Below are 25,515 nucleotides of genomic sequence, written 5' to 3'. Positions count from 1 at the left end.
ACAGGCTGCAGTGCCTTACGGCTGCCGTGGCCGTCTTTGCGGTGTGCCCGGCGACCGCCCAGACCGTGCACATCGAGCCGTCGGTGACGGGCAGCCTGACGTGGACCGACAACATCGACGCCGCCGCCGAAAATGGCGGCAGTGGCTGGGTCATGGATGTTGCACCGGGGCTCAGCATCTGGCGTGAAGGCGGGCGCATCCGCGGACGGCTGGATGCCAGCGTGCGTCATCAAGCCACCCTCAGCGGTGACAAGGGGTCGTCCACCTACCTCACGCTGCAGGGTCGCGGTGCGCTCGAAGCGGTGGAGAACCTGCTGTTCATCGATGTCGATGGCGCGATCAGCCGCGACAACCGGTCACTTTTCAGCGGCCGCATCCGCGGCGATACCCTCAACACCGACGACGACCAGGAAGTGCGCCGCTTCGGTGTGGCACCGCGGCTGGCGCTGCGTGTGGGCGACATTGCCGCATCGCTCGGCTATCGCGCGCGTTGGCTCGACAGTGGCGGAGACCTTGGCCGTCAGCGGGTCGGCCAATGGCTGGCCAATGTGGATCACAGCAAGGCGTTCAACGTGTTCGGCTGGGCGCTGAATTACGGTCGCACCGACACCGCCTACGGTCGGGATGGCGTGGCCGATGTCAGCGATGAACAGTTGCGCGGCATCCTCTATTTCAATGCCTCGCGGCAATGGCGGCTGGCCTTGGTGGCCGGCCATGAATCCAATGACTACGCAGTACGCCGAGGCGACAGCGGCAGCATTACCGGCGCGGGCTTCGACTGGCGCCCCAACGAACGCACCATTGTCTCGGCGATCAGCGAAAAACGTCTGTTTGGGCGCGGTTACGAGTTTCTGTTCAAGCATCGTCGCGCATTGTCCGCCTGGACGGTGGGCTGGTCGCGCGACATTTCTTCCGCGCTGCAGGTCTATGACCGGCTGCTGGATGTGCCCGGATTCGGCTCCCGTTACCAAGGGCTGCTGTCAGACGAGCTGGATCCCGTCGTTCGTGACCGCCTGGAACGCGAACTGCAAGCGCTTGGGGTGAGCCGTGCGGCGCTCGATGAAGCGGTAGTTTCGAATAGCTACTTCGTCGATCGTCGCTTCCATGCCGGCTTATCCCTGATCGGCGCGCGCAATCTGGTCAGTCTGACCGTCTCGCGCTCCGATCGCGAGCGCTTAGGAGAAACCGGCTTTGTCAGTGCGCAAGACGATTTTTCGATTTATCAACGCATACGGGAAAAAAGCGCGCGGATCAGCTGGACACACCGGCTATCGGGCACCAGTGCGCTGACTACGACGCTCACCCGCGTCAATGCTTGGGGCGAAGGCAGCAACGCGGCCAGCATCCGGCGCACGCTGTTCAGCCTTGGTTGGTCGGCTCGGCTCAGCCCGCGGACCACCGCTGGGCTGATGTATCGCTATCAACAGGCGTCGGGCAGTGACGACTTTACCGAAAACGCCATCACCGCCAACATCGCCATGCGTTTTTGAGCGCTCAGCCTGGGCCGCACGCTACCGGGCAGATGTCGGTTACCGCCCGCGCGGGCTGTCAACGGAACGCCGATGTACGAATCCTATTACCGCCTCAGCGGCAAGCCCTTTCAGCTCAATCCCGACCCCGCCTTCTTCTTTGGCAGTCGGGGCCACCGTCGGGCCATGGCTTATCTCGACTATGGGTTGCACCAGAGCGAAGGCTTCATCGTCATCACCGGTGAGATCGGCGCAGGCAAGACCACCCTGGTGCGCAACCTGCTCGAGCGGCTCGACCCCGAAAAAGTGGTGGCAGCCAACCTGGTGAGCACTCAGATCGATGCGGCCGACATGCTGCGCATGGTGGCCACCGCCTTCGGTGTGCCTTCCCGGCATCTGGACAAGGCCGATCTGCTCTTGGCGCTGGAGACCTTCCTGGTCGCTACCGCCGCTGCCGGCAAGCGCGCGCTGCTTGTCGTCGACGAGGCGCAGAACCTCACCCCCGCGGCGGTTGAGGAGTTGCGTATGTTGTCCAATTTTCAGCTCGACGACCACGCGCTGCTGCAAAGTTTTCTGATCGGCCAGCCGGAGTTCCGCGACATCATGCAAAGCCCGCGGATGCAGCAGCTGCGCCAGCGGGTGATCGCCTCCTACCACCTCGGTCCGCTGGATGCCGGCGAGACCCGCGGCTATATCGAACACCGCCTGCTGCATGTGGGCTGGCAGGGCGATCCGCAGTTCTCCCCGGATGCCTTGCGCGCCATCTATGTGGCCACCGGTGGCATTCCGCGGCAGATCAACACCTTGTGCGACCGCCTGATGCTGGCTGCTTTTCTGGGCGAGCGGCACACCATTGGCGAGGCCGATGTGCGCGAAGTGGTCGACGAAATGCTGCAGGAGATGACCCCGGCGCCCGATCGCACAGCACCGGTCAATGGCAACAGCCAGACTCACCCGCAGGGCTTCGGTTTCGATGCACGCAGCATCGATCCGGCCCGCCTGCGCGTCGGCGCGGAACTGGCGCGCCAGGTGGAAGCGCTGGCCGCCGGCACCGATCTCCAACGCATCGAGGCGCGCCTGACCAGGTTGGAGCAGTCGGTTTCGGCCACGCTGGGCGTGCTCCACCAGTTGTTGCAGGCGGTGCGCCGCGACGCGCCTGCGGAGGGACGCAAGCATGAACACTGAAGCCGCAGAGCCGGCGCCTATTCTGTGCGTGGTCGGCGCCCGGCCCAACTACATGAAGATGGCGCCGATCATCCGTGCTTTTGCCGCGCACGATCCGGCGCTGCGCAGCCTCTTGGTGCATACCGGGCAGCATTATGACAGCGCGATGAACGACCGCCTGTTTGCCGACCTCGATCTGCCCGCGCCGGAGGTGAACCTTGGCGTCGGCTCGGCCAGCCACGCGGTGCAGACTGCTGAGGTGATGCGCCGCTTCGAACCGGTGATCGACCGGTACGGTGCGCGCGCGGTGCTGGTGGTCGGCGATGTGAACTCCACCCTGGCCTGCGCATTGGTGGCGGCCAAACGCCAGATTCCGGTGATTCACGTCGAGGCCGGGCTGCGCAGCTACGACCGGCGCATGCCGGAAGAAATCAACCGCGTGCTCACCGACCAGCTTGCCGATGTGCTCTACACCACCGAGCGCAGCGCCCACGGCAACCTGGCGCGCGAAGGCATCGATCCGGCGCGTGCGGTGTTCGTTGGCAATGTCATGATCGATAGCCTGTTGGCCAGTTTGCCGCGTGCTGTGTCGGCCGAAGCGTTGCTACGCGACGCCGGCCTCGATCCTCAGGTGCTCGCCGCCGGCTATGGCGTGGTCACCCTGCACCGGCCGTCCAATGTCGATCATCCCGAGGTGCTCGGCCCCTTGCTGGAGGCGCTGCGCCAGATCGCCCACCGCCTGCCGCTGGTGCTGGCCCTGCACCCGCGCACCCGCGGCAACCTGGAGCGCTTCGGCCTGCTCGGCCGCCTGGATGCACCCGGCATGATCGTGCTGCCGCCCCAGGGCTATCTCGAGATGCTCGGCTTGATGTCGCGTGCCGTGATGGTTCTCACTGACTCGGGCGGCATACAGGAAGAGACTACCGCTCTGGGCGTGCCCTGCCTGACCTTGCGTGAAAACACCGAACGACCGATCACCGTGGAGCAGGGCACCAACACCCTGGTCGGCATCGACCCCCAGGTCTTACTGGCCGGGGTGGATGACATCCTCCGCCATGGCGGCAAGCGCGGCCGGGTGCCCGAACTGTGGGACGGGCGGGCAGCGCAGCGCATTGCCGCCCATCTGGCCCGCTGGCTGGACCATTTTGAGCGCGCACGTTGAATGATGCCCCAACCGATCACCAATGCGCTGACCATCGATGTCGAGGACTACTTCCAGGTCTCCGCGCTGGCCCCGCATTTTCCGCGGTCGCAATGGGAGACGGTGCCTTGCCGGGTGGAAGCCAACGTCGAGCGCATCCTCGAATTGCTCGCGCGCTATGACACCGTGGCCACCTTCTTTACCCTTGGCTGGATCGCCGAGCGCTACCCCGGCTTGGTACGTCGCATCGCCGCCGGCGGCCACGAGATTGCCAGTCACGGCTATGGACACGAACGCGCCAGTGCGCAGACCCCGGAAACCTTCCTGGCCGACATCCGGCTGGCCAAGGCGGTGCTGGAAGACATCACCGGGCAGGATGTGGCCGGCTACCGCGCGCCCAGCTTCTCCATCGGGCGCGACAACCCATGGGCGCACGACTGCATTGCCCAAGCCGGTTACCGCTACAGCTCCAGCGTCTATCCGGTGCGGCACGATCATTACGGCATGCCGGATGCGCCACGTTTTGCCTGGCGGCTGGACAATGGCCTGGTGGAAATTCCGGTCACCACCACCCGCTGGTTGGGGCGCAACTGGCCAGCCGGCGGCGGCGGTTATTTCCGCCTGCTGCCCTATGCGGTGTCGCGCTGGCAGATCGCCCGGGTCAACCGCGCGGAGGGGCAGCCGGCGATCTTCTACTTCCATCCCTGGGAGATGGACCCGGAGCAGCCGCGGGTCACCGAGGCCAGCGCCAAGACCCGTTTCCGGCACTACCTCAACCTGCGCCACACCGAAGCCCGCCTGCAGCGTCTGTTGAGCGACTTCCGTTGGGGGCGGGCGGATACGGTGTTCGGCGATGCCGGATGAGGAGGTCGCGCCGATGCAGCCCGCAGCACTGACCGTCCACACCTTGGCAGAGGCCGAGCGCGCCGACTGGGATGCTTTTGTGCGCGCCTGCCCACAGGCGAGCTTTTTTCATCTGTCGGCCTGGCGCGCGCTGATCGAGGAGGTCTTCGGCCACCGCAGCTACTACCTGTATGCGCGGCGCGCGGGCGCGATCGTCGCGGTGCTGCCGCTGGCCGAGGTCAGGAGCCGGCTGTTCGGCCATGCGCTGGTTTCGCAGCCCTTCTGCGTCTATGGCGGTATCGCCGGGGAGGATGCCGAAGCGGTCGCCGCCCTGGAGGCTGAGGCCGAGGCGCTCGCGCTGCGTCTCGGGGTGCAGCACCTCGAATACCGCAACATGGCGCCGCGCCACCCGGAATGGCCGCGCCAGACGGTCTACGCCACTTTTCGCAAACCCATCCTGCCCGAGGTCGAGGCCAATCTGCTGGCCATCCCGCGTAAGCAACGGGCGATGGTGCGCAAGGGCATCCAAAACGGGCTGGCGAGTCAGTTCGACGCGGATGCCGGGCGCTTTTTCGCCCTCTATGCCGACAACGTGCTGCGCCACGGCACGCCCGCATTGCCCCGACGCTTCTTCGAACGCCTGCTCGACACCTTCGGCTGCAACTGCGAGGTGCTCACGGTCACCGACCGTTCCGGGCGGGCGTTGTCCTCGGTGCTGGGTTTTCGCTTTCGCGGCGAAGTGCTGCCTTACTACGCGGGCGATCATCCGGCCGCCAGAGCGCTGGCCGCCAACGACTTCAAATACTGGGAGCTGATGCGCCGGGCCTGCGAGCGCGGCGATACGCTGTTCGACTACGGGCGCAGCAAGCTCGGCACCGGTCCCTATGCGTTCAAGAAGAACTGGGGCTTCGAGCCGCAGCCGCTGGCCTACGAGTACCGGCTGTACAAGCGCGACAGCGTGCCGCAGAACAATCCGCTGAACCCCAAGTACCGGGCCTTCATTGCGCTCTGGCGCCGTCTGCCGCTGCCGGTGGCCAATGTGCTCGGGCCCTACATCGTGCGCAACCTGGGGTGAGCGCGGCCATGACAACCCGTCCGCCCGTCCTTTTCCTGGTCCACCGCATCCCGTGGCCGCCGAACAAGGGTGACAAGGTGCGCTCCTTCAACATCCTGCGCCACTTGGCACGGCGCCATCGGGTTTTTCTGGCCTGCTTCGTCGATCAGCCGGAAGACTGGCAGCATGTCGAGCGCCTCGATCAATGGTGCGCCGGCGTCTATGCCGAACGCCTCGATCCGCTGACGGCGCGTCTGACCAGCCTGCGCGGGCTGCTCGGCGGCGAGGCGCTCAGCCTGCCCTACTATCGCAGCGGCCGTCTGCGGCAGTGGGTGCAGAACACGGTGCGGCGCGAGGGCATCGTCCAGGCGGTGGTGTTTTCTGGGCCGATGGCGCAGTACACGGATATCCCGGAACTTGACAGCGTGGTGGTGGATTTCTGCGATGTCGATTCGGCCAAATGGATCCAGTACGCCGCCCGGCGCGCCGGACCGATGGCCTGGGTGTACCGGCGCGAGGGCGAGCGTCTGCTCGCGTTCGAGCGCCGGGCGGCGCAGCGGGCCACCGCCGCGCTTTTCGTCACCGAGGCCGAGGCGCAGATCTTTCGCCGCGCAGCGCCCGAAGCCGCCAACCGGGTCAAGGTGATGCAAAACGGTGTCGATGCCGAATACTTCTCGCCGTCGCCCGATCTGCCGATGCCGTGGCCGGCAGCCGGGCCGGTGCTGGCTTTTACCGGGGCGATGGACTACTGGCCCAATGTCGACGCGGTGCGCTGGTTTGCCCAGGAAGTGCTGCCGGCGCTGCGCGCTCACCATCCGGGGCTGCGCTTTTTCGTGGTGGGCATGAACCCGACCGCAGCGGTGCGCGAGCTGGCCGGAGCGGACCTGGTGGTGACCGGCGCGGTGCCGGATGTGCGTCCCTACCTGGCGCATGCCGACGTGGTGGTTGCGCCGCTACGGGTGGCGCGCGGCATCCAGAACAAGGTGCTGGAAGCCATGGCCATGGGCCGCGCGGTGGTGGTGTCCGCGGATTCCGCGGTCGGCTTGGCGGGCGAACCGGGGCAGGCTTATGTCAGCGCCGGCACTGCCGCCGAGTTTGTCGCCGCGGTGGACCGCCTGCTGGCCGATCCCGCGCTGCGCGCCAAAATCGGTGTGGCGGCGCGGCGGACGGTGGAGAGCCATTACAGTTGGGCCGCACACCTGGGCGTGCTCGATGCGCTGCTCGATGCGCGGCCCGCAAGCGCCGCGCCGGCCGCCGGGGCCTTGCCGTGAAGCGCGATGCGGTAACGCTCATGGCCGCAGCCGCGCCCAGCGCCGGTACGCCGGAACAGCGCGCCGGGCAAGGCGCCGCCGCCGTCGCGCTGGCGCTGGCCGGTACTTTTGTCTGGTTGCTGATCTGGTATTGGCCCACCGCGCAGGGCATTGCGGCGATCTGGTGGCGCTCGGAGACCTTTGCCCACGGCCTGGTGGTGCTGCCGATTTGCGCCTGGCTGGTATGGCGGCGCCGTGACCGCCTGGCGCGCCCGCAGCCCACCGCCTGGGCGGCCTTGCCGGTGGCGCTCGCCGGCCTGGCCTGGCTGCTCGCCCGCATGGTGTCGGTCAATGCGCTGGAGCACCTGGCCTTCGTGACCATGCTGGTAGGTGCCCTGGCCGGCATGCTGGGCTGGCGGCTGTCGCGGGTGTTGGCCTTTCCGCTGCTGTTTTTGTTCTTCGGCGCGCCCGTAGGTGAATTTCTGATGCCGGTGCTGATGCAGCACACCGCCACCTTTACCGTGGGCGCTTTGCGCCTGTCGGGCGTGCCGGTGTTCCAGGAAGGGTTGCATTTTATCGTGCCCAACGGGCGCTGGTCGGTGGTGGAAGCCTGTAGCGGCATCCGCTATCTGATCGCTTCGCTGATGGTCGGCACGCTCTACGCCTACCTCAATTACCACAGCCTGCACCGCCGTCTGCTCTTCGTCGCGCTGGCGGCGGCGGTGCCCATCGTCGCCAACTGGGTACGCGCCTACCTGATCGTGATGCTCGGCTACCTTACCGACAACCGGGTGGCTGCGGGCGTCGATCATCTGGTCTATGGCTGGCTGTTCTTCGGCGTGGTCATCCTGCTGATGTTCGCCGTCGGCGCGCGCTGGCGCGAGGAGGGCCAACCCGCGCCCGCGCTGCCGGCAGCGGCCGCGCCGGCGGGGACGGCGGCCGTACGCTGGTGGCCGGTGCTGGTGCTGGCGGCGGTCACCGCGGCCTGGCCCCTGTTGCTGGCGCGTTTCGACGCACCGGTGGCGGCCTTCGAGGTGGCGCTGGCGATGCGCGCCGAGGTGTCGGGATGGACGCCGGACGACCGTGTCGATCCGGGTTTGCGCCCGCATTTTCTCGGCGCGCGTGGCGAGTTCCGGCGTAGCTGGCGGCGCGGCGACCAGGTCCTGACCCTGCAGGTGCATTACTACGCGGCCCAGCACCCAGGGCGCGAACTGGTCATGTGGGGTAATCGTCTGGTCGGTGGCGAGCGCCCGGCATGGGTTTTGTTGGACGAGCGCGGGGACGAATTGCCGGTGGCCGCCGACGGCAGCGCAGTGACCGTGCGCCGCGCCGTGGTCGGCAGCCAGGACGGCCATCGCAAGTTGGCGGTGTGGTCCTGGTACTGGATGGACGGGCGCGTGGTGACCAGCGACATCGGCGCCAAGGCGCTCACGGCGCTGGATCGCTTGAGCGGACGGGCCGATGATGCTGCCCATGTGGCGCTGATCGTGCCGTTGGGCGACGACGAGGCGAGCGCGCGGGTGAGCGCACAGGACTTCGCCCGTGCGGCGGGGCCGGCGCTCAAGGCCATGCTGCGCCAAGCCGCGGAGGTGGCGCGATGAGCGATCCGCGGCCCCTGATCGCGCACGTGGTGTATGGCTTTCGCGTCGGCGGGCTGGAAAACGGCCTGGTGAACCTGGTCAACAGCCCGCCCGCGGCGCGCTACCGCCACGCTATCGTGGCGCTCACCGACAGCTGCCCGGATTTTCGCGCGCGGGTAGAGCGCGAGGACGTGCGCTTCATCGATCTTGCCAAGCCGCCCGGACACGGCTTTTGGCTCTACCGGAAAATCGCCGCGCTGTTTTCCTCACTGCGCCCGGCGGTGGTGCATACCCGCAACCTGGCCGCTCTGGAAGCGCAGCTGCCTGCGCGCATGGCGGGGGTGCCGGTGCGTATCCACGGCGAGCATGGTTGGGATACCCGCGACCCGCAGGGTCTGCGCCGCCGCTACCAGTGGGTGCGGCGCGCCTATCGGCCCTTCGTCACCCGTTACGTGGCGCTCTCCGGCCAGATTGCCGACTACCTGCGCGAGCGCGTCGGCGTGCCGGCTGCGCGCATCGAACGCATTTGCAACGGGGTGGATATCCGCCGCTTCCACATGCCTATCCACGGCCGCGAGCCCTTGGCCGGCTCGCCCTTCAATGACTCGCGGCTCAAAGTGATCGGCACGGTCGGCCGTCTGCAGGCGGTCAAGGACCAGGTGTTGCTCGTCCGCGCCTTCGTGCACTTGCTTCGCACCCAACCGGCGCTGGCCGAGCCGCTGCGCCTGGTGATCGTCGGCGAAGGCCCGTTGCGCGGCGAGATCGAGCGCGTGCTGGCCGATTCCGGTGTGGCCGAGCGAGTATGGTTGGCCGGCGAGCGCAGCGACACCCCGGAGGTGATGCGCGCCCTGGACGGTTTTGTGCTGCCTTCGCGCGCCGAGGGCATCTCCAACACCATTCTGGAGGCGATGGCCAGCGGGCTGCCGGTGATTGCCACCGACGTGGGCGGCAACCGCGAGCTGGTGCAACCCGGGCGTACCGGCACGCTGCTGCCCTCCGGCGACGAGGTGGCGATGGCCGAAGCCATCGCCGACTGGCTGCGCGACCCGCTGGCGGCACTCGGCCAGGGAATGGCCGGACGCGAGCGGGTGGAACGGCTTTTCAGCCTGGAAGGCATGGTGGCGCGCTATGTCGCGCTCTACGACGAACTGCTGGCCGCGGCGGGCCACGCGATACGGGGGTAGGCGCAAGATGTGCGGCATTGCCGGATTGTTCGATCTCAATGGCAAGCGGGACTTTCCGCGCGAGCTGGTGCAGCGGATGAATGAGGTCCAGTTCCACCGCGGCCCGGACGAGGGCGGCTTTTTGTTCGAGCCGGGGGTGGCGCTGGCCCACCGCCGGCTGTCCATCATCGACCTGGCCACCGGCCAGCAGCCGCTGTTCAACGAGGACGGCTCGGTGGCGGTGGTATTCAACGGCGAGATCTACAACTACGCCGAATTGGTCCCCGAACTCGAAGCCCTCGGCCACCGCTTCCACACCCGCAGCGACACCGAGGTGATCGTGCACGCCTGGGAGGCCTGGGGCGCCTCCTGTGTGAGCCGCTTTCGCGGCATGTTCGCCTTCGCGCTCTACGACCGCGGCCAGCAGACGTTGTTTCTTGCCCGCGACCGCCTGGGGGTGAAGCCGCTTTTCTACGCCGAACTGCCCGACGGCACGCTCGCCTTCGGCTCGGAACTCAAGGTGCTGATGCAGCACCCGGCGTTGGATCGGCGCATCGACCCGTTGGCGGTGGAGGAATACTTTGCCCTCGGTTATGTGCCTGAGCCGCGCTGCATCTTCGCCGGCGCCCGCAAGCTCGGTCCGGGCGAGACCCTGTGCGTGCGCCGCGGCGAGGCCCTGCCGCGCCCGCACGCCTACTGGGACGTGCATTTCACCCTGGACAACCCGGTTTCCTTGGAGGACGCCTCTGCCGAGCTGGTCGAGCGCCTACGCGAATCGGTGCGCCTGCGCATGATCTCGGAAGTGCCGCTGGGCGCTTTTCTGTCCGGCGGGGTGGATTCCAGCGCGGTGGTGGCGGCGATGGCGGGGCTCTCCGACGGCCCGGTCAACACCTGTGCGATCGCCTTTGCCGATCCGGCCTTCAACGAAGCCGAGTTCGCCCGCATGGTAGCCGAGCGCTACCGCACCAACCACCGCGTGGAGACGGTGGAGTCCGACGACTTCGAACTCATCGATCGGCTGGCCGCGCTCTACGACGAGCCCTACGCCGACAGCTCGGCCATCCCCACCTGGCGGGTGTGTCAGCTCGCCCGCCGCCATGTCACTGTAGCCCTGTCGGGCGACGGCGGCGACGAGAGCTTAGGCGGTTATCGGCGCTACCGCCTGCATCTGATGGAAGAGCGCCTGCGCGGCACCATGCCGCTGGGCTGCCGGCGGCCGCTCTTTGGCCTGCTCGGCCGGCTCTACCCCAAGGCCGACTGGGCGCCGCGGGTGCTGCGCGCCAAGACCACCTTCCAGGCCCTGGCGCGCGACTCGGTGCAGGCTTATTTCCATTCGGTGTCCATCCTGCGCGACCAGGAGCGCCGGCGGCTGTTTTCGCCCGCGCTGCGCGCCCAGCTCGGCGGCTACGAGGCCCTCGAAGTCTTTCGCCGCCACGCGGCGCGCGCCGACACCGACGACCCGCTGGCGCTGGTCCAGTACCTGGACCTCAAGACCTATCTGGTGGGCGACATCAACACCAAGGTCGACCGCGCCAGCATGGCCCATTCGCTGGAAGTGCGCGAACCGCTGATGGACCACCCGCTGGTCGAATGGCTGGCCACGCTGCCGTCCGCGCTCAAGGTGCGCGGCAACGAGGGCAAGTTCGTGTTCAAGAAGGCGCTGGAGCCGATGCTGCCGGCTGAGGTGCTCTACCGTCCCAAGATGGGCTTTGCGGTGCCGCTGGCGCGCTGGTTCCGCGGTCCGCTGCGCGAGCGGGTGCGCGAGGCGGTACTCGGCGACACCCTGGCCGCCACCGGCTACTTCGACCGCGCCACGCTCACCCACCTGGTGGATGCCCACCAGTCCGGCCTGCGCGACTACAGCGCGCCGCTGTGGACGCTGCTGATGTTCGAAGCCTTCCTGCGCAACGCCGGGGCGGGCGCGCTGACCCCGGCCGGGCGCGGCGCGGAGGCGGTGTGCCATGTCTGAGAGTGTGCCGACCTTTGGGCCGCCTGGTTTCCGGCTGGCGTGGCCTGCCGGCTGCCGTCTCTGAAACTCACTGCCGGCTTGCACCATGCGTATTCTTCATATTCTCGACCATTCGATTCCGCTGCACAGCGGCTATACCTTCCGTACCGCGGCGATTTTGCGCGAACAGCGTGCGCTGGGCTGGGAAACCCATCATCTAACTTCGCCCAAGCAGGGCGAATGCGCGGCCGCTGCAGAGGAGGTGGACGGTCTGCTCTTTCACCGCTGCCCGGCGCCTGCCCCGGTGGCCGCAGGGCTCGATGAACTGCGCCTGATGCGGGTGCTGGAGTCCCGCCTTGAGGAACTCGCCCGGGCGCTGCGCCCGGACATCCTGCATGCGCACTCGCCGGTGCTCGATGTGCTGCCGGCCATCCGCGTGGGCCGCCGGCTGGGCATCCCGGTGGTGTATGAGATCCGCGCGTTCTGGGAAGATGCGGCGGTCGATCATGGCACCACCCGTGAAGGCAGCCTGCGTTACCGTGCTACCCGCGCGCTGGAAACCTGGGCGCTGCGCCGGGTCGATCATGTGTTTACCATCTGCGAGGGGCTGCGCCGCGACATCGTCGGGCGGGGCATCGAGGCCGCGCGGGTCACGGTGATCCCCAACGCGGTCGATATCGAGGGCTTTCAGCTCTCCGGCGAGCCGGAGCCGGCGCTACGCACCCGCCTCGGCCTGGACGGTGCCACCGTGCTTGGTTTCGTCGGCTCCTTCTACGCCTACGAGGGGTTGGACCTGTTGCTCCAGGCCATGCCCCGCCTGCTTGCCGCTCATCCTTTTCTGCGCGTGCTACTGGTGGGCGGCGGGCCGCAGGAGGCTGCCTTGCGGGCGCAGGCGGCGGCGCTGGGCATCGCCGACAAGGTGGTATTCACCGGCCGGGTGCCGCATGCCGAGGTGAGCCGTTACTACGATTTGATCGATCTCCTGGTCTATCCACGTCATTCGATGCGCCTGACCGAGCTGGTCACCCCGCTCAAGCCGCTGGAGGCCATGGCCCAGGGGCGCATCTTCATTGCCTCGGACGTGGGCGGTCACCGGGAGCTGGTGCGCGACGGCGAGACTGGGCGGCTTTTTGCCGCGGGCAGCATCCCTGCGCTGGTCGCCGCGGTGGGCGAGATGCTCGAACGGCGTGCCGACTGGCCCAGGATGCGTCTGGCCGGACGGCAGTTCGTCGAGCAGGTGCGTAACTGGAAGCGCAGCGTGGCCAATTACCAATCGGCCTATGCCGCGGTGCTGGAAAGGCTGCCGCGATGAACTGGAGCGGGCTGCGTATCGCGCTGGTCGGGCCGCTGCCACCGCCGGCCGGCGGCATGGCCAACCAGACCCGTCAGCTCGCCGAGCTGCTGCGCGGCGAGGGCGCCGAGGTGGAGGTGGTGCAGGTGAACGCACCCTACCGCCCCGCATGGGTGGGCAGGCTGCGTGGCCTGCGTGCGCTCGTCCGCCTGCTGCCGTATCTGGTCGCGCTGTGGCGGGCCTGCGGACGTGCAAAGCTGATACACGTGATGGCCAATTCGGGCTGGTCCTGGCATTTGTTTGCCGCGCCGGCGGTGTGGATCGGCGCGCTGCGCGGCGTGCCGGTGGTGGTCAATTACCGCGGTGGCGAGGCAGGCAGCTTTCTTGCCCGCGCGGCGACCTGGGTGCGCCCGACGATGCGCCGGGCGGCGGCGCTGGTGTTGCCTTCCGGCTTCCTGCAGGAAGTGTTTGCGCGCCACGGCATGGCCGGGCGTATCGTGCCCAACATCGTCGATCTTGCCCGCTTTCATCCCGACCCTGAGCGGACGGCCCGCACGCAGGCGCCACATTTGGTAGTGACCCGCAATCTGGAGCCGATTTACGGCATCGATACCGTGCTCCAGGCCTTTGCCACGGTGCGCGCGCGTTACCCGGATGCGCGCCTGTCGGTGGCCGGCAGCGGGCCGCAGGAGGCGGCGCTGCGCGCGCTGGCCGAGCGGCTCGGCATTGCAACTGCGGTGCATTTCACGGGCCGCCTCGATTTGGAAGGGATGGCTGCGCTGTACCGTGACGCAGACCTCATGCTCAATGCCAGCATTGTGGATAACATGCCCAACGCAATACTCGAAGCGCTGGCCAGCGGGGTGCCGGTGGTCAGCAGCCGGGTGGGCGGTGTGCCCTATATGGTCGAGCACGGGCGCACCGCGCTGCTGGTGACGGCGGAAGCGGACAAAACCTTGGCCAAGGCGCTGGCCGATGCGGCCTTGGATGTGCTCGGCGATCCGGCGCTACGCGCCCGACTGGTCGCCGCCGGCCTGGAAGATGTGGCGCGCTACCGTTGGGAGGCGGTGCGCGACCAGTGGGCCGCGGTCTATCGGGCGGCAATGCAGACGGCCTGAACGCCGTCCGGTGCATGCGGCAAGGAGTCAGGATGTCGGACCTTTACACCCGGCTGGTGGCCGGGGTGCTGTTTCCGTTTCAGGAGCGTCTCAAAGGTCATGACACGGTGCGTGTGCGCCGTGCCATGGAGGCGTCCCAGTGGTGGCCGCGCGAACGTATCGAGGCGCTGCAATTGGCGCGCCTGCGCCGCCTGCTGGCCGACGCTGGCGCCCATGTGCCTTACTACCGCGATCTGTTCGCCCGGCTGGGTTTCGATCCGCGCGCGCTGCACAGCCTCGCGGACCTGCAAGCGCTACCCTTTCTGACCAAGCCGCTGATTCGCGCGCACCGCGACGCGCTGCGCGCCGATGATGCCGGCCGGCTGGCGCGTTTCAACACCGGCGGCTCCAGCGGCGAGCCGCTGATTTTCTATATCGGCGCCGAGCGCATCACCCATGATGTGGCCGCTAAATGGCGGGCCACGCGCTGGTGGGAGGTGGACATCGGCGACCGCGAGATCGTGGTCTGGGGCTCGCCGATCGAACTCGGCGCCCAGGACCGCCTGCGCGGCCTGCGCGATGCGCTGATGCGCACCGAACTGCTGCCGGCCTTCGAGATGTCGGACGAGCGGGTGGATGCCTTCGTTGCACGCATCCGCGCGCGCCGCCCGGCCATGCTGTTCGGCTACCCCTCGGCGATCGGCCACATCGCCCTGCATGCCGAGCGCCGTGGGGTGCGCCTGGACGACCTCGGGGTGAAAGTGGTGTTCGTCACCTCCGAGCGGCTCTATGACCACCAGCGCCAGAGCATTTCGCGCCTGTTCGGCTGTCCGGTGGCCAACGGTTACGGCGGGCGCGACGCTGGCTTCATCGCCCATGAATGCCCGGCCGGCGGCATGCATATCACCGCCGAGGACATCGTGGTGGAGATCGTCGATGCCGAAGGCCGCGTGCTGCCGCCGGGGCAGGCCGGCGAGATCGTGGTCACCCATCTGGCCACCCGCGACTACCCCTTCATCCGCTACCGCACCGGCGATGTCGGCGTGCTGGACGACGCGCTTTGCGCCTGCGGCCGCGGCTTGCCGCTATTGAAGGAGATCCAGGGACGCAGTACCGACTTCGTGGTGGCCGCCGACGGCACCGTGATGCATGGTCTGGCCTTGATCTACGTGGTGCGCGAGCTGCCCGGTGTGCGCGCCTTCAAAGTGGTGCAGGAATCATTGGCGCTGACCCGGGTGTACCTGGTCACCGGTGAAGGCTTCGACCCCGCCGCGGTGGCCGCCATCGAACAGGGCTTTCGGCGCCGCCTGGGCGAGGGCGTCACCGTGCAGGTGGAACGGGTGGCCGAAATCCCGGCCGAGCGCTCGGGCAAGTTCCGCTACATCGTCAGCCATGTGCCCGCCACGGCGGGTGCTGCCGCGCCGGCGGCCGCGGAGGTTTGAGCCGATGCGTGACATCCTGGTCATCGCGCTGGTCGCACTGTTTGCGCTCATGGCGCTGCGCCGGCCGTGGATCGGCGTGATGCTGTGGACCTGGATCAGCATCATGAACCCGCACCGCTACGCCTGGGGCTTTGCCGCCAGCGCACCGGTGGCCATGGTGGCGGCGCTGGTGACGCTGATCGGCATGCTATTTAGCCGTGAGCGCGAATCGCCGTTCAAGGGCGCGCCGGTTTGGCTGTTTTTTGCGTTTTCGCTGTGGATCACGCTGTCCTGGCTGCTGGGCGTCGACCCGGTCGGCGATTATGCGCAGTGGGACAAGGTGATGAAGATCTACCTGATGACCTTCGTCGCCCTGATCCTGCTCAACAACCGCCACCACATCATGGCCTTTGTCTGGGTCACGGCCGGGTCGCTGGCGCTGCTCGGACTCAAAGGCGGCATTTTCACCGTGCTCCATGCCGGCAACTACCGGGTGTGGGGGCCGGGCGGCTCCTTCATTCAAGACAACAACGCCTTTGCGCTGGCGCTGATCGTCACGGTGCCCCTGGTGTACTTCCTCTACCTGCAGGTGCAGCAAAAATGGGCCCGTTACGGGCTGCTTTTTACCATGTCGATGTGTGTCGTCTCTGCGCTCGGCTCGCATTCTCGCGGCGCTTTACTGGCGCTGATCGCCATGGGCGCGGTGTTCTGGTGGCGTAGCCGGCACAAAGGCTTGATCAGCGCGCTGATCGCGCTGATGGTGCTGTTGATATTGCCGATGATGCCGGCCGAATGGTGGGCGCGCATGGGCACCATCGCCGAATACCAGCAGGATCATTCGGCGATTGGCCGGCTCAATGGCTGGATCGTGGCCTGGGAGGTGGCCAAGCATCACTTCTTTGGCGCCGGCATGAGCTACCAGCATCAGCATTTTTTCGATCTTTACGGCTATTACAACAACCATGTGATCGCCGCGCACAGCATTTACTTCCAAGTGCTCGGCAACCACGGCTTCGGTGGCTTGGTTCTGTATCTGGCGATGTGGCTCGCCACTTACCGCACCGCGAGCTGGCTACGGGTGCATGCCCAGGCATTGCCGCAGGCGCAATGGGCGGCCGATCTCGGGGCGATGGTGCAGGTCGGACTGGTGGGCTTTGCGGTCGGCGGCGCGTTTCTGAGCCTGTCTTACTTCGATCTGCCCTATAACATGATGGTCATGGTGGTGCTCGCCCGGCGCTGGGTGCAAACCCGCGGCTGGGAGCGTGACCCGCCCGGCAGTCTGCTCGAATACGCCGGCCTGATGCGGCGCAAGCGCCCGCACGCCGGCGTTGCGCCGGCCACCGGCATGGCGAGGCGGCTGCCCTCATGAGCTTGCGTCTGGCCCTGCGGCTGGCTTCCCCGCCCGGCGCGCGCGGCGCGCTGAGTATTCTCATTTTTCATCGCGTGCGCCCGCAGCCGGACCCGCTGTTTCCGGAGGAGCCGGATGTGGCCCGCTTCGATACGTTGTTGGGCTGGATCGGCGACTGGTTCACGGTGCTGCCGCTGGCTGAGGCGCTCGAGCGCCTCGGCCGGCGCTCGTTGCCGGCCCGTGCCGCGGCGATTACCTTCGACGACGGCTACGCCGACAATCTGCTTTGTGCGCTGCCGGTGTTGCAGCGTCACCGTATGCACGCCACCTTCTTCATCGCCAGCGGCTTCCTCGATGGCGGGCGGATGTGGAACGACACCGTGATCGAGGCGGTGCGCAACACCCGGCTGGAACGGTTGGATAGTGGCTTGGACGGGCTGCCGCCGCTGCCGCTGGGCAGTATCGCCGAGCGGCGCGCCGCGCTCGATCGTCTGATTGCGGCGGTCAAGCATCTGGCGCCCGCCGCCCGCGCCGACGCGGTGGCCCGGCTGGTCGAACGTTGCAACGCTCCGCTGCCGGACGACCTGATGCTCGGCTCGACACAGGTGCGCGCACTGCATACGGCCGGCATGGGCATCGGCGCGCACACGGTGAGCCACCCCATCCTGGCGCGCAGCACGCCGGATGCGGCGCGGCGCGAGATCGCCGACGGGCGTGCGCAGCTCGAAGCCTTGATCGGCGAGCGGGTCGCGCTTTTTGCCTATCCCAACGGCAAAGCCGCCAGCGACTATCGCCGCGAACATGTCGACATGGTGCGCGAGCTGGGCTTCGATGCCGCGTTGAGCACCAATTGGGGGGTGAACGACGCCGACGCCGACCCCTATCAGCTCGCCCGCTTCACCCCCTGGGACCGCACGCGCTGGCGTTTCGGCCTGCGCATGCTGAGCAATCTCTGCAAGCGTCGCCCGGAAGTGGTGTGAGCCGATGAAGATTTCGGTCGTCATCCCCACCTGGAACCGCCGTGCCTTGATCGGTGCGGCGGTCGATTCCGCTCTCGCTCAGGCCGGACCGGGGCTGGAAGTCGAGGTGTTGGTGATCGACGATGGTTCCACCGACGACACCGTGGCCTGGCTGGCGCAGCGTTATGCCGGTCGTCCGCTGCGGGTGCTGCGCAATGCCCGCACCAAAGGGCCGGCGGGCGCGCGCAATACCGGCTTTTTGGCCGCACAAGGCGATCTGGTGGCGCTGCTCGATTCGGATGACGTCTACCTGCCCGGCCATCTGAGTGCGGCGGCTGCGGCCTTTGCCGCGCATCCGCCGCTTGGCGTGCTGTTCGGGCGCGCGCAGTACGAATGCGAGGGCCGTCCGGTCGACTACATGGGGCCCAACTTCGAGCGCAAGCTCGCCCGGGCGCCGCTCAGCTTCGAGGACGACGGCCTGCTGGTGTTCGGTGCGGACTATTTCAGTCATCTGCTCGATCACGGCTGCTACTTCAACCTGTCTACCGTGGTGATGCGCCGCGACGCCGCCCTCGAGCTGATGTGCGAGGAACTGCGCATCGCCGAAGATTACGAATTCTGGGTGCGTCTGGCGCGCAGCCGGACCTTCGGCTGCCTCGAGGTCGCGCAGATCCGTTACTGCCTGCATGGTGGCAATGTCTCCTTCGAGAGCGCACTGCAGGCCGCCGAGAACGCGCCGATGCTGCTGCGGGCCTACCGGCACATGCTGGCCTATCCGGGGCTTGCCGCGGCGGACGTGGCGCGGATTCACCGCAACATGGCCGAGGTGTTGTTCGACTGGGGCTACCGCTGTCGGCAGCACCGACGCTGGCTCGAGGCCGCCGGCCGTCACTTGCAATCCTTGCGTCATGGCAGGCGCGGAGCCAACCTGCTGGCGCTGGTGAAGCTGCCGCTGTTCGCATTGTTGCCCGCCAAAGGGCCCAAGCAGATATGAGCAGGTCCGATTGCGCCGGTGGCGGGACCGATGCGCCGCTGGTCTCGGTCATCATCCCCGCCTACAACGCCGAAGCCTATGTGCTGGACGCGATCCGCAGCGTGCAGGCGCAAGACTACGCCCCGGTGGAGATCGTGTTGGTCGATGACGGCTCGCGCGATCGCACCGTCGAGCGGGTGCGTGCCGCCGCGCCCGAGGTACGCATCGTCAGCCAGCCCAATGCCGGCGTGGCCGCGGCGCGCAACACCGGCCTGCGTGCGGCGCGTGGCGACTACATCTGCTTTCTCGATGCCGATGACGGCTGGTTTGCGGGCAAGCTCACCGCGCAGGTGGATTATCTCGCGCGCCACCCGGATACCGGCCTGGTCTATCACCACTGGCTGGTCTGGGAGGCGGATGCGGACGGCGTTTTTCGCCTGCCGGCGCAGCCTGCGCCGGTAACGCCGGGCGAGATCGTTCCGGCACTGTCCGGCTGGATCTATACCAAGCTGTTGTTCGACTGCGTCGTGCATACCTCCACGGTGATGATCCGCCGTGAAATTGCCGCGGCGGTGGGCTTCTTCGATACCACGCTGGTCGCCGGGGAGGACTACGACTATTGGCTACGCACTTCGCGGCTGTGCCGAATCGACAAACTGGCGGCCACCTATTCCTACTACCGCGCGGTGCCCGGCAGTCTGACCCGTCAGCCCAAGGCGGTGGATTACGAGTACCGGGTGATCTGCGCCGCGTTCGAGCGCTGGGGCGCCACCGCGCCGGATGGCAGCAGCGTGCCGCCCGAGTGGGTGCAGGCGCGGCTGGCCAAACTGGCGATGGATTTTGGCTATGGCCACTACCATCGGGGCTGTCCCGATCTGGCTTGGCGCGCCTACCTGACTGCGCTGCGCCATGATCCGCTGCGCTGGCGGGCCTGGGTGTATTTGTTGGCGGCGCGGCTCAAAGCCCTGCTGGCCGCCTAGCGCAAGAGGCCCGCACGCCGCGCCAGATTGTGCAAATTCGCCCCCAGGCGGCGGCGCAGGGTCCAGGCCGGCAGTTGGCCCGGCGTGGCCGCGATCCGCTGATATTCGTCGATATAGCGCTGGCGCAGCACGCGCAGGTCATAGTCGCGCCGGGCGATTTGCGGGCCAAGGCGACGCAGTTCGGCCAGCCGTGCGGGCGGCGTGTCGCGCAGCGCGGCGGTGAGCGCGCCGGGTTGCGACATGTCAATGAACACCCCTTCTTGCACGATGGCGCGTTGATTGGGATGCTGGGTGCAAAACACCGGCAAGCCCATGGCAAGCGCCTCGATATAGACGATGCCGAAAGTCTCCGCCAATGAGCCGAGGACGAAAACATCGGCCGCCGCGTAAGCGCTGGGCAGTTGGTCGTGGGGCAGGGTAGCGAAGTGGATGCGGCCGCCCATCAGCGTCTGCCCCAGTGCCTTGATTGCAGCGCTGTCGGCATTTTCCTGACCAACGATGAGTAGATGTACAGACTCCAACGGCGCCAGCTCGCGGATCACATAGTCCATGCGCTTGTGCCAGTGGCAGATGGTGCCCACGCTGATGGCCAGCGTGGCCTCGGCCGGAATGCCCAGCCGTTCGCGCAGGTCGCTGCGCACGTCGGGGTGAAAGCGCGCCAGGTCCACCCCGTGCGGAATCATGAACGCCTTGTTCCGTGCGCTGCGCTGCAAGTTCCAGGCCGAATGCTCCTGCACCGCGTCGCATGGCGGCAGCTCGCGCGCAGGGATCGCGCCGCCGTTGGAGAACACGATGCGCGGTACCACGCGGAACAGGTGACGATGCTGGTGGATGACCTCGCAGACTTCGCGCTCCAGGCAGTGGATCAGGTCGAAGCCGCCTTCGAGCAGCGGCTTGAGTGCCGCGTAGGCAAAGGTGACCGCCTCGATCCGGCAGCGCTCCTGCTCGCGGATCGCCTCGGCCCAGCGCGGCGAGCCGGTGGCGTGGATGTGCTCAAGGTAGGTCGCGCGGCGCGGCAGGTTGTCGATGACCCGTTCGCGCTCGGCCGGCTCGCCGCCGCCTTTGAACAGGGTGATGTCCAGGTGCTCGCGCAGCAGCTCGAAAAGGCCGCGGGCAAAGACTTCGTGTCCGCGGTTGACATGACCCAGACCGGAGCAGAGCAGGGCGATTTTCATCGCTGGGAGGTTGGCTGCGTGCCGGCAGCCGCGTGTGCGCGGCCGGTTGGCCGGTGCCAGAGGGCGGCGCATCGGCCCAAGGCGTATAAGAGTGCGGCGCGACTGAGCAAATGTGTCTTGCGCCAGGAAAGACGCTGGGCATGACCCAGCCAGTACAGCCCGCGTGCGAGCTGGATCAGGGCTGCGCACCCGGGAGCGCAGCCCAGCAGGCGGGTCAGTGCTCGTAGCGGAATCGGTAGCCGATAAACCACGAAATCGTGATGAAAAAGCTGTTCCAAAAGCCTGCGCTCGTCTTGGTCGAGCGGCGTTATCGCATCGGCCTCGAATGCCGCGCACAGATCCGCTGCGGTTGCGGCGGCAGGCAGTTTGTTGGCGATTGCCCAGGCGCGCACGATCAAGGCCTTGCGCCGGGCGCGGGCGCAATCGAGGGTGGTGTCGTCGTCGGGCTGAAACAGCGCCAAGGGCAGCCGGGTACGCAGATAGTCGCCGATCGGCGCGTTGTAGCGTGCCCAGGCGCGGATTCTGTCATCGTGGGCGTGGCGTTCGGCGGCGCTGCCGCGCGCGCCGTCATGCTCGCGCCAGACATACACGCTGCTGCCGCAGTAACGGAACGGAAAGTGGGCGGCCAAGCGCAGCATCAGGTCATAGTCCTGACCGCGGATCAGCGCTTCGTTCAGACCGCCGACCGCCCGCACCGCGGCCGTGCGGATCAGTGCGCCGGACATCATCAAAGTACAGGCCCGAAACAGCTCCAGGCGCTGCCAAGTGGCGGTTTTCTCGGCATGCAAATAGGGTGCGGGCCGCTTGGCGGCGGCAAGCAATGAACCGGCCTCCGACTGTCCGACATCGAAGGCGCCGAACGCGAATCCGCAGGTAGGGTCGCCGTGCAGCGTCTCCAGTAGCTTGGCCAAAGCGTCCGGATACGCTGCGTCGTCATCATCGAAAAACCATACGAACTCGGTATCCACCGTGGGCAGGACGCGGTTGAGTGCACGCGCCTTGCCGCCGTTTTCTTGGCGGATGTATTCGATCCGGTCGACAAAGGGGGCGAGTGCGTCGCCCGTGCCGTCGGTGCTGCCGTCGTCGATGACTACGATGCGGGTTGGCGGCACCGTCTGCGCCAGCAGGCTTTGCAGCGCTTCGGGCAGGAAACGGGCCCGGTTGTAGGTGGCCATGACCACGGTCACACCGGGGCGGTAGCCGGACTGTGGCGCGGGTGCGGTGTGGTGTCGGTTACTCATGCCTGTTTCTCAAATGCGATCATCTACGACGGCGTCGGGCTGACGCGTTGGCCGAACTTTGCGCATCGGACGAGCGGCGGATGTCCCATGCGCGGGCCTACCACGCACCCTCATGCGTGCCCCCGTTCATCAAGTCCCCGGCCTCAGCCCCACGGCACCGATCATTCGGCGGAACAGCGGGTCGTCGGTGATCGGGTGGCGGAAGAAAATGACCGCGGCCACCCAGGTCAGGGCGCATGTCAGCGCAGACAGTCCCATGGCCGCTAGCGCGCCGGAGGTGCCGTTGGCCGGAATCAGTGCGGCGATGAACACCGGCGGTGTCATGCAGGTTGCGGTCACCGCCAGGCTCTTGCGCAGCTTGGCGAACAGGGCCGGGAAGTCGGTCGGCTGCGCCTGGGCCTTGATGTGATACAGGTAGGGCACCGTGGCGATGAAGATGAGCGCAAACAGCACCGCGAAGCTGAGCATGCTCTGGAACAGCAGCACGCCGACCACCAGCACTAGCGCGCGGATGGGTTGCACCACCAGATCGGCGCGTGTGGCCAGATCGACCCGGCCGCGCGCGGTCAGCATCGGCAGGATCAGATTGCAGGTGGCGGCCGCCGAGCCGGCCAGGCAGAACCACGGCACCAGCGGCGCGGCCTCGCGCCACTGTGGGCCGAACAGCAGATGCAGCAGTTCGAGCGCGTAGAGCGCGGCAAAGCCATAAAAAGGCCAGGCCAGCACGGTGATGGCGGCCACGGTGAACTGATGTTGCGCCTCCAGGTCGCCGCCTTCGCGGTGGGTCCGGGCGTAAGCGGGATAGGCCACATTGCGGATGGCGGTCATCAGATCGCGGTGAAAGAGATTCATCAGCCCTTGCGCGCGGCTGATCATGGCCACTGGGGCAAAGCCCAGGATGCGGCCCACGGCCAGGTCATTGATGTCCATTGAAACCGTGGTGACGATGTTGGCCGCCGAGGTGCGCGCGCCAAAGCCGACCACCTTGCGCCACTCGCGAAAGCCGGGCATCAGGATGCGGCGGGGTGTGCGCGCCAGCCAGGCGCCCAGGCCGGTGGCCAGGTTGCCGGCCACGCCGCCAATGGCCAGGCCGTTGGCGCCCAAGCCCTGCAGCGCCAAAGTAATGGTGACCGCAAAACCGAATACCGCCGCGCTCAGGGTGACCACCGCCAGGCGGCCGAATTGCATCTCGCGGCGCAGCAGCGCGACCGAGATCGAGCAAAACGGCAGCACCAGGAAATTGAGCGCGCCGATACGGATGGTGTCGACGATGCGCGGGTCCTTGTAGAACACACCCGCCCACGGAGCGATGGCGAAGATCAGTCCGAACAGCCCGACGCCGATCATCAGCGAGAAGCCGAAGGCGGTACGCAGGTGATCGTCGTTGAGCGTTTTTTCCTGGATCAGGAAGTTGCCGATGCCAAAGTCACGCAGCACATGGGCGACGCCGATCAGTGCCAAGGTGACCGAGTAGATGCCGATCTCCTCAGGCGTGAGCAGGCGGGCGATGAGGATGTTGCTCATTAGGCTCAAGCCGATGAGCACATAGCGCTCGGCCATCGACAGCACCAGCGCGCGGCGGACCGAGCTCATGACACGGCGGCCTCTTCCGGCTGGACGGCGGACTCGGTGTGCGCTGCCAGCCACAGTTCAAACATCATCAGAATCCACACCATTTCGCCGTAATAGCCCGGGTGCGAGGGCAGATGGGTGCTGAGTAATTCGTCGATGAAGCGTGACCGGACGATGCCGCGTCCGGCCAGCGCGTGCAGCGCGTCGGTGGCTAAGCCGCGCAGGCCGATGTGCTCGCAGACCCAGAGGCCGAAGGGCAAACCAAAGCCGTGTTTTTTCTTGGCAATGATTTCATTGGGCAGAAAGCCGCGCAGCGCTTCTTTGAAAAACCAGCGCAAGGTCAGGCCCTTGAGCTTCCAGGCAGGCGGCAGGCGCAGTGAAAAATCCACCAGCTCGTCAGATAGCAGCGGGAAGCCGACTTCCAGGCCGGCAAGCCGAGTGGTGCCGATCACCTTGGGCAGGTCGTTGTCGGCCAAGGTGAACTTCCAGTCGAAGGCCAGTAGACGGTTGATTGGTGCCGCGCCGGCGCTTTGCTCCCAGACTTCGCGCTGCCGATCGAGCGGGGCTTGTGGGTCGACGGCTGCAAGAAAGTCGGCCTCGAACACCCGCGCCGGGTCCAGACGCATCAGCAGGTTGTACATTTGCAGCCGGTCCGGCAGCGGCACACGGGCTTGTTCCACGTAGCTGGCGCCTTTGCGGGCCAGCGGCAGCCGACCGGTCGGCCCAGAGAGCGCCGGCTCCAGCACCAAGTTGCGCAGCGTGGCCGGCAGCCGGTCGTACAAATCGAAGATGCGTTGCTTGGCGTAGCGGGTGTTGCCGCCGAACAATTCGTCGCCGCCGTCGCCGGCCAGCATGCGGGTGACGCCTTGCGCGCGCGCCTGCTCGGCGCAAATCCATGCCGGCACCGCCGAGGAGTTGCCAAACGGTTGATCGTAATACGCCGCCACCCGGGCAATGGCGTCGAGCAATTGGTCGGGGGTGACGTAATGTTCATGATGCTCGGCGCCGAAATGCCGGGCGGCGATGCGCGCGTAGGCCATTTCATCGTAGCCGCGGGCGTGAAAACCGATCGACCAGCTACGCGCCGGCCGGCCGAGCACCTTGCACAGCATGCCGCACACGGTGGAGCTGTCGGTGCCGCCGGAAAGATAAGCGCCGGGCTCGCACCCGGCCGCCTCGCGCGCCACCGCGTTTTCCACCAAGCCCAGAAATTCCGTCTTGCAGGCATCGAAGTCGGCGTGCGCGGGTTCCTCGAAGCGCGGCGTCCACCAGCGGCGCACTTCCAGCCGACCGCCCTGCCAGAAAGCCCAGTGCGCGGCCGGCAGGCGCGAAATGCCGCTGAAGATGGTGTGCGGCGCGGGGATGGCATGAAAAAAGAAGTAGTCGAACACCGCCTGCGGCGCCAGCTCGCGCGTGCCGCCCGGCACCTGGTCGGCACGGTCGGCGAAAGCGAAGCCGTCCTCGTCCGCGGCATAGCACAGCGGCCAGGTGCCAAAGCGGTCGGTAGCCAGCCACACGCTGCGTGCCGCGTAGTCGACGACGACTACGGCGAAGCGCCCGCGTGCGGCGTCGGCGGCGGCGCTGCCGTGCTTGCGATAGGCGTCGAGCCAGGCTGCAGCCTGACCGACTCCTCCGGCTGGCGACAGCGCTGCGCGCCCGAGCGCCAGACAGTGCAAGGTGCCTTCGGCGGCGTACTCCACCGCCGGCGCTCGGGCGAACCAGCCACCGGGTAAGCGGCTGAGCGTCAGCGCTGAGGGCCGGACGTTGGGGGGTGTGCAGGCGGAGTCGACGCTCAGCCGGCCAATGATCGAAGCGGACATACGGACTCCGGCGCAGGTGTTGCCCG

General features: G+C 67.2%; 20 protein-coding genes. 16 read left to right on the top strand and 4 right to left on the bottom strand.

Features of this window, described 5'->3' with window-relative positions:
* Window positions 1–26: 26 nt before the first annotated feature.
* From DIE29_RS11000 to DIE29_RS10925, 16 genes are all read left to right on the top strand, one after another.
* The gene (locus tag DIE29_RS11000; protein WP_162860620.1) at window positions 27–1,490 is read left to right on the top strand and encodes a TIGR03016 family PEP-CTERM system-associated outer membrane protein; all 1,464 of its coding nucleotides are present in this window, start codon (window positions 27–29) and stop codon (window positions 1,488–1,490) included.
* 72 nt (window positions 1,491–1,562) lie between these two features.
* Complete coding sequence (locus DIE29_RS10995; RefSeq protein WP_108080480.1) at window positions 1,563–2,654, top strand: XrtA/PEP-CTERM system-associated ATPase; 1,092 nt, start codon at window positions 1,563–1,565, stop codon at window positions 2,652–2,654.
* Window positions 2,644–3,795, top strand: coding sequence for a non-hydrolyzing UDP-N-acetylglucosamine 2-epimerase (gene wecB, locus DIE29_RS10990; RefSeq protein ID WP_108080479.1), 1,152 nt, complete (start codon window positions 2,644–2,646; stop codon window positions 3,793–3,795). Before DIE29_RS10995 ends, wecB begins: the two co-directional genes overlap by 11 nt.
* Window positions 3,796–3,798: 3 nt before the next feature.
* A complete protein-coding gene (locus DIE29_RS10985; protein ID WP_108081110.1) occupies window positions 3,799–4,638 on the top strand; it encodes an XrtA system polysaccharide deacetylase in 840 nt (279 codons plus the stop codon).
* A 13-nt stretch (window positions 4,639–4,651) separates the two neighbouring features.
* Window positions 4,652–5,692: a FemAB family XrtA/PEP-CTERM system-associated protein gene (locus tag DIE29_RS10980; protein ID WP_114650317.1), complete on the top strand. Its 1,041-nt coding sequence runs from the start codon at window positions 4,652–4,654 to the stop codon at window positions 5,690–5,692.
* Window positions 5,693–5,700: 8 nt separating this feature from the next.
* Entirely contained in the window at window positions 5,701–6,942 is a 1,242-nt protein-coding gene (locus tag DIE29_RS10975) for a TIGR03087 family PEP-CTERM/XrtA system glycosyltransferase (RefSeq protein WP_114649895.1), read from the top strand.
* A 20-nt stretch (window positions 6,943–6,962) separates the two neighbouring features.
* The gene (gene xrtA, locus DIE29_RS10970; protein ID WP_114649894.1) at window positions 6,963–8,522 is read left to right on the top strand and encodes an exosortase A; all 1,560 of its coding nucleotides are present in this window, start codon (window positions 6,963–6,965) and stop codon (window positions 8,520–8,522) included.
* Window positions 8,519–9,685 (top strand): TIGR03088 family PEP-CTERM/XrtA system glycosyltransferase, encoded by a 1,167-nt coding sequence (locus DIE29_RS10965; RefSeq protein WP_114649893.1) that lies wholly within the window; start codon window positions 8,519–8,521, stop codon window positions 9,683–9,685. Before xrtA ends, DIE29_RS10965 begins: the two co-directional genes overlap by 4 nt.
* 7 nt (window positions 9,686–9,692) lie before the next feature.
* The gene (locus tag DIE29_RS10960; RefSeq protein ID WP_114649892.1) at window positions 9,693–11,633 is read left to right on the top strand and encodes an XrtA/PEP-CTERM system amidotransferase; all 1,941 of its coding nucleotides are present in this window, start codon (window positions 9,693–9,695) and stop codon (window positions 11,631–11,633) included.
* An 85-nt stretch (window positions 11,634–11,718) separates the two neighbouring features.
* Window positions 11,719–12,924 (top strand): TIGR04063 family PEP-CTERM/XrtA system glycosyltransferase, encoded by a 1,206-nt coding sequence (locus DIE29_RS10955; RefSeq protein ID WP_102042380.1) that lies wholly within the window; start codon window positions 11,719–11,721, stop codon window positions 12,922–12,924.
* A complete protein-coding gene (locus DIE29_RS10950) occupies window positions 12,921–14,021 on the top strand; it encodes a glycosyltransferase family 4 protein (protein ID WP_114649891.1) in 1,101 nt (366 codons plus the stop codon). Before DIE29_RS10955 ends, DIE29_RS10950 begins: the two co-directional genes overlap by 4 nt.
* Before the next feature lie 32 nt (window positions 14,022–14,053).
* Window positions 14,054–15,442: a phenylacetate--CoA ligase family protein gene (locus DIE29_RS10945; RefSeq protein ID WP_102042378.1), complete on the top strand. Its 1,389-nt coding sequence runs from the start codon at window positions 14,054–14,056 to the stop codon at window positions 15,440–15,442.
* A gap of 4 nt (window positions 15,443–15,446) precedes the next feature.
* Window positions 15,447–16,790, top strand: a complete 1,344-nt coding sequence (locus tag DIE29_RS10940) for a putative O-glycosylation ligase, exosortase A system-associated (RefSeq protein WP_102042377.1) — start codon at window positions 15,447–15,449, stop codon at window positions 16,788–16,790.
* Entirely contained in the window at window positions 16,787–17,749 is a 963-nt protein-coding gene (locus DIE29_RS10935) for a polysaccharide deacetylase family protein (RefSeq protein ID WP_102042376.1), read from the top strand. Before DIE29_RS10940 ends, DIE29_RS10935 begins: the two co-directional genes overlap by 4 nt.
* 4 nt (window positions 17,750–17,753) lie before the next feature.
* Window positions 17,754–18,722, top strand: a complete 969-nt coding sequence (locus DIE29_RS10930) for a glycosyltransferase family 2 protein (RefSeq protein WP_102042375.1) — start codon at window positions 17,754–17,756, stop codon at window positions 18,720–18,722.
* The gene (locus tag DIE29_RS10925) at window positions 18,719–19,681 is read left to right on the top strand and encodes a glycosyltransferase family 2 protein (protein WP_102042374.1); all 963 of its coding nucleotides are present in this window, start codon (window positions 18,719–18,721) and stop codon (window positions 19,679–19,681) included. The genes DIE29_RS10930 and DIE29_RS10925 overlap by 4 nt, the downstream gene beginning before the upstream one ends.
* Here DIE29_RS10925 and DIE29_RS10920 read toward each other — a convergent pair.
* From DIE29_RS10920 to DIE29_RS10905, 4 genes are all read right to left on the bottom strand, one after another.
* Window positions 19,678–20,856, bottom strand: coding sequence for a glycosyltransferase family 4 protein (locus DIE29_RS10920; RefSeq protein WP_102042373.1), 1,179 nt, complete (start codon window positions 20,854–20,856; stop codon window positions 19,678–19,680). The two genes, DIE29_RS10925 and DIE29_RS10920, sit on opposite strands and share 4 nt — an antisense overlap.
* A complete protein-coding gene (locus tag DIE29_RS10915) occupies window positions 20,853–22,097 on the bottom strand; it encodes a glycosyltransferase family 2 protein (protein WP_102042372.1) in 1,245 nt (414 codons plus the stop codon). The genes DIE29_RS10920 and DIE29_RS10915 overlap by 4 nt, the downstream gene beginning before the upstream one ends.
* Before the next feature lie 129 nt (window positions 22,098–22,226).
* A complete protein-coding gene (locus tag DIE29_RS10910) occupies window positions 22,227–23,690 on the bottom strand; it encodes a lipopolysaccharide biosynthesis protein (protein ID WP_102042371.1) in 1,464 nt (487 codons plus the stop codon).
* Window positions 23,687–25,489, bottom strand: coding sequence for an asparagine synthetase B family protein (locus tag DIE29_RS10905; RefSeq protein ID WP_102042370.1), 1,803 nt, complete (start codon window positions 25,487–25,489; stop codon window positions 23,687–23,689). The genes DIE29_RS10910 and DIE29_RS10905 overlap by 4 nt, the downstream gene beginning before the upstream one ends.
* Between the last annotated feature and the right edge of the window lie 26 nt (window positions 25,490–25,515).

Origin of the sequence: Pseudothauera hydrothermalis, assembly GCF_003345255.1 — a bacterium.
Lineage (GTDB): Bacteria > Pseudomonadota > Gammaproteobacteria > Burkholderiales > Rhodocyclaceae > Pseudothauera > Pseudothauera hydrothermalis.
This window is presented reverse-complemented; position numbering and strand designations above follow the sequence as displayed.